Below are 3,844 nucleotides of genomic sequence, written 5' to 3' on the forward strand. Positions count from 1 at the left end.
GGCCGCGGGGGGGGGGGCGGGCCGCCCCCCGGGGGGGGGCCCCCCCCCCCGCCGCCCCCGGCTTGACAGCACGACACCAAACCCCGATAGCCGCGCCAGCCAGCAGCGCCGCGGAGGCCCCATGCGCACCCTGCCCGAAGCCGTGATCCCCGAACTGCCCAATTATTACCGCGGCAAGGTGCGCGACTGCTACGACCTGCCCGATGACGGCACCGGCGAACGCCGCATCCTGATCGCGTCCGACCGGCTGTCGGCCTTCGACCGCATCCTGGCCTGCATCCCCTGGAAAGGCCAGGTGCTGACCGGCGTGGCGCGGCACTGGTTCGACCGCACGGCCGACATCTGCCCCAACCACGTACTGGCCTACCCCGACCCCAATGTTGTGATCGGCCGCAAGCTGACCATCCTGCCGGTCGAGGTGGTGGTGCGCGGCTATCTGGCGGGCACAACCGGCACCTCGATCCTGACGCTGTACAAACAGGGCGTGCGGCAAATGTATGGCCACACCCTGCCCGACGGCCTGCGCGACAACCAGGTTCTTCCCGCCCCGATCCTGACGCCGACGTCCAAGGCCTTCGACGGTGGCCACGACGAACCGCTGACGCCAGCGGAAATCGTGGCGCAAGGGCTGCTGCCCAAGGCGCTTTGGGACAGGGTCGCCGAGGTGGCGCTTGCGCTGTTTGCCCGCGGGCAGGCACAGGCAGCGGCGAACGGGCTGATCCTGGTGGATACGAAATACGAATTCGGCCTCGATGCCGAAGGGACGCTGCGCATCGCCGACGAGATCCATACCCCCGATTCCAGCCGCTACTGGAAGGCCGACGGCTATGCCGCGGCCTTCGAGACCGGCACCCGCCCGCCCAGCTTCGACAAGGACGTGATCCGCGCCTGGGTCGCGGCGCGCTGCGACCCCTACAAGGATCCGGTGCCCGAAATCCCGGCCGAGATGATCGCCCGCACCTCGCGGACCTATATCGAGGCGTTCGAGGCGATCACCGGTGCGCCTTTCGTGCCCGACATGTCGGGGGCCAGCGTGCTGGACCGGGTGCGCGCCAACCTGGCGCCCTGGTTCGTGCGGTAGCGGCCGGGGGCGCTGCCCCCGGACCCCCGGGATATTTCGACAAGGTGAATGTGAGGCGCCGTCAGTCCTGCGCGCGCAGAACCCGAGCGGGTCTTGCCGCCAGCGGGCGCCAGGCAAAGGCCAGCCCGGCCAGCAGCACCGCCAGCACCCCGCCGGCGACGATGCCCAGCGCCGAAACCGGCTCGAAGCGGTAAGGCGCCTCCATCACCAGCGCCATCACCGCCCAGCCCGCGGCCGCGCCTGCGACAACCGCCACTGCACCGGCGGCCGCGCCCATCAGCGCCGAGCGCAAGGCAAACGATGCGAGGATGCGCCCGCGCGTGGCGCCCAGCGTCTTGAGCACCGCCGATTCGAACACCCGCGCCCGTTCGCCGGCCGCAGCCGCGCCGATCAGCACCATGAAGCCGGTCAGCAGCGTGGCCCCGGCCGCCCAGGCGGTGGCGGTGGCAATCGCGCCCAGCGCCTCGGTCACGCGGTCGATGGCATCGCGGATGCGGATCGCGGTGATGTTGGGATAGGCCCCGGCCAGCTCGCGCAGGATGCGGCCTTCGTGTTCGGGGGCGGCGTAGACCGTGGCGATATGGGTATGCGGCGCACCCCGGACGGCATTGGCGCTGAGCGCCATGACAAAGCCGATGCCCCCGGTGGAAAAATCCACCTCGCGGAAGCTGGTGATCTGGGCCTCGATGTCGCGGCCGAGGATGTTGACGGTGATCGTGTCGCCCAAGGAAAGGCCGATCTCGGCGGCCTCCTCGGCGGCAAAGGACACCTGCGGCGGGCCGTCGTAACCCACCGGCCACCAGGTGCCGGCGGTGACGGTGGTGCCTTCGGGCATGGCATCGGCGTAGGTCACGCCGCGGTCGCCGCGCACGACCCAGTGATCGCCGGCGACCTCGGCGGCGGGGCGCCCGTTGATGCGCGTGACCACCCCGCGCATCATCGGTGCGGTTTCCACCTTTTCGACCGCGGGATCGGCCCGGAGGCGGGACAGGAAGCCGTCGATCTGGTCGGGCTGGATGTCGACGAAGAAATAGGCCGGCGCGCGTTCGGGCAGGTCGCGGTCGATGGCGGCGCGCAGGTTGGCGTCGATCTGCCCCACGGCGGCCAGCACCGTCAGCCCCAGACCCAGCGACAGCACGACCGATTGCGTTTCCTGCCCCGGCCCGCCGATCGCCGACACCGCCAGCCGCAAGGCCGGGCGCCCGTGCAACGCCCGCGTGCGTGCCAGCGCGCGGGCGCCGCGCTTGAGCGCCAGGGCCGCCAGCACCAGCGCCACCAGCGCCGCCGCGATGCCGCCCGCCGCCGACAGCGCCATCAGCGCCACCCCGGAAAGCAGCGCCGCCCCGCCGACCAGCGCGCCGGCCAGCGCTGCGGTCACCAGCCACCACACCGGCCGCGGCCAACCCGCCGCCCGCCCCGACGCCGCGCGGTAAAGCGCTGCCGCCCGGATTTCGGCCGTGCGCGCCAGCGGCCAGACGGTGAACAACAGCGCCACCAGCACGCCGTAGAACGCCGCCTCCATGAGCGGCGCCGGATAGGGTGCAAAGACCGCCGGCACCGGCAGCACCGCATTCAGGACCGGCGCCAGCGCCAGCGGCACGCCAGCCCCCAGCACCAGCCCCAGCGCCACCCCGAGCAGCGTCAGCGCGCCGATCTGAATGAGATAGGTGGCAAAGATCACCCGCTGCTCGGCGCCCAGCGTGCGCAATGTGGCGATGGTTGCGGTCTTGCCGTCGAGATAGGCGCGCACGGCCGCCGAAACGCCCACCCCGCCGACCGCCAGCCCCGCCAGACCAACCAGCACCAGAAATGCCCCCATGCGGTCGACAAAGCGTTCCACCCCGGGTGCGGCCCGGGTGCGGTCCTGCCAGCGCATTCCCGCTTGCGGGAAGGCCGCCTCGAGCCCGGCGCGCACAGCGGCAAGGTCGGTGCCGTCGGCAAAGGTCATGCGGTATTCGGTTTCGTAAAGCGTGCCCGGCCCGATCAGCCCGGAGGCGGCCAGATCCGCCGTGCGCACCAGCGTGCGCGGTCCGAAGCCGAAGCCGCCGGCCGCACTGTCGGGTTCGCGCAGCAGCACCGCCATCAGGCGGAACTCCTGCAGGCCAAGGCGAAATGTGTCGCCGACCTTCAGTCCCAGCCGGTCGACCAGCACGCGGTCCATCGCGGCGCCGGGCAGGCCGCCCGCCCCGGCCAGCACCTCGGCCACCGGCAGCGGCGGGTCGAACTCGGCGCTGCCCAACAGCGGCCAGGCGGCATCGACCGCCTTCACCTGGGTCAGCCCGCGCTCTTCGGCGCCTTCGGGCCCAGCCACGGCCATCGAGCGGAAATCCACCACCTCAGCCACGGCAAGCGCGACCCGGTCGATGTAGGCGCGTTCTTCGGGCGTGGCGAAGCGATAGGTGTATTCGGCCTGCGCATCGCCGCCCAGCAGGACGGCCCCATGTTCGGTCAACCCGGCCTGGATGGCCGCCCGCACCATGCCGACGGCGGCGATGGCCGCCACGCCCAGCACCAGACAGGCGAGAAACACCCGAAACCCGCGCAAGCCCCCGCGCAATTCGCGCCGCGCCAGCCGGACTGCCAGAGCCATGTTCATGCCGTGATGCCCTTCGTATCCAAGGTTGCAAGGTCGACCGGGGGATTTTCAAGGGGGCATGGCCCCCTTGAAGCAGGGGGGGTGGGGGGGGGGGGGGGGGGGGGGGGGGGGGGGGGGGGGGGGGGGGGGGGGGGGGGGGGGGGGGGGGGGGGGGGGGGGCGGGGCGG

Annotated in this window: 2 protein-coding genes; one reads left to right on the forward strand and one right to left on the reverse strand. The window is 72.2% G+C overall.

Going from position 1 to position 3,844, the window contains the following annotated elements; genetic code table 11:
• The first annotated feature begins 121 nt into the window (after positions 1-121).
• Positions 122-1,081 carry a phosphoribosylaminoimidazolesuccinocarboxamide synthase gene (locus ACK4S2_RS06445; RefSeq protein WP_409621769.1) on the forward strand — a complete coding sequence of 320 codons (960 nt, stop codon included), beginning with the start codon at positions 122-124 and terminating at the stop codon, positions 1,079-1,081.
• A 61-nt stretch (positions 1,082-1,142) separates the two neighbouring features.
• Here the strand turns inward: ACK4S2_RS06445 and ACK4S2_RS06450 are convergent, their stop codons facing one another.
• Positions 1,143-3,671: an ABC transporter permease gene (locus ACK4S2_RS06450; protein WP_409621873.1), complete on the reverse strand. Its 2,529-nt coding sequence runs from the start codon at positions 3,669-3,671 to the stop codon at positions 1,143-1,145.
• Positions 3,672-3,844 lie beyond the last annotated feature (173 nt).

Source organism: Gemmobacter sp., assembly GCF_046292685.1.
GTDB lineage: Bacteria > Pseudomonadota > Alphaproteobacteria > Rhodobacterales > Rhodobacteraceae > Wagnerdoeblera.

Coding starts and splice junctions, on each gene's coding strand:
- ACK4S2_RS06445 (WP_409621769.1), top strand. CDS start 122: ATGCGCACCCTGCCCGAAGCCGTGATCCCCGAACTGCCCAATTATTAC.
- ACK4S2_RS06450 (WP_409621873.1), bottom strand. CDS start 3,671: ATGGCTCTGGCAGTCCGGCTGGCGCGGCGCGAATTGCGCGGGGGCTTG.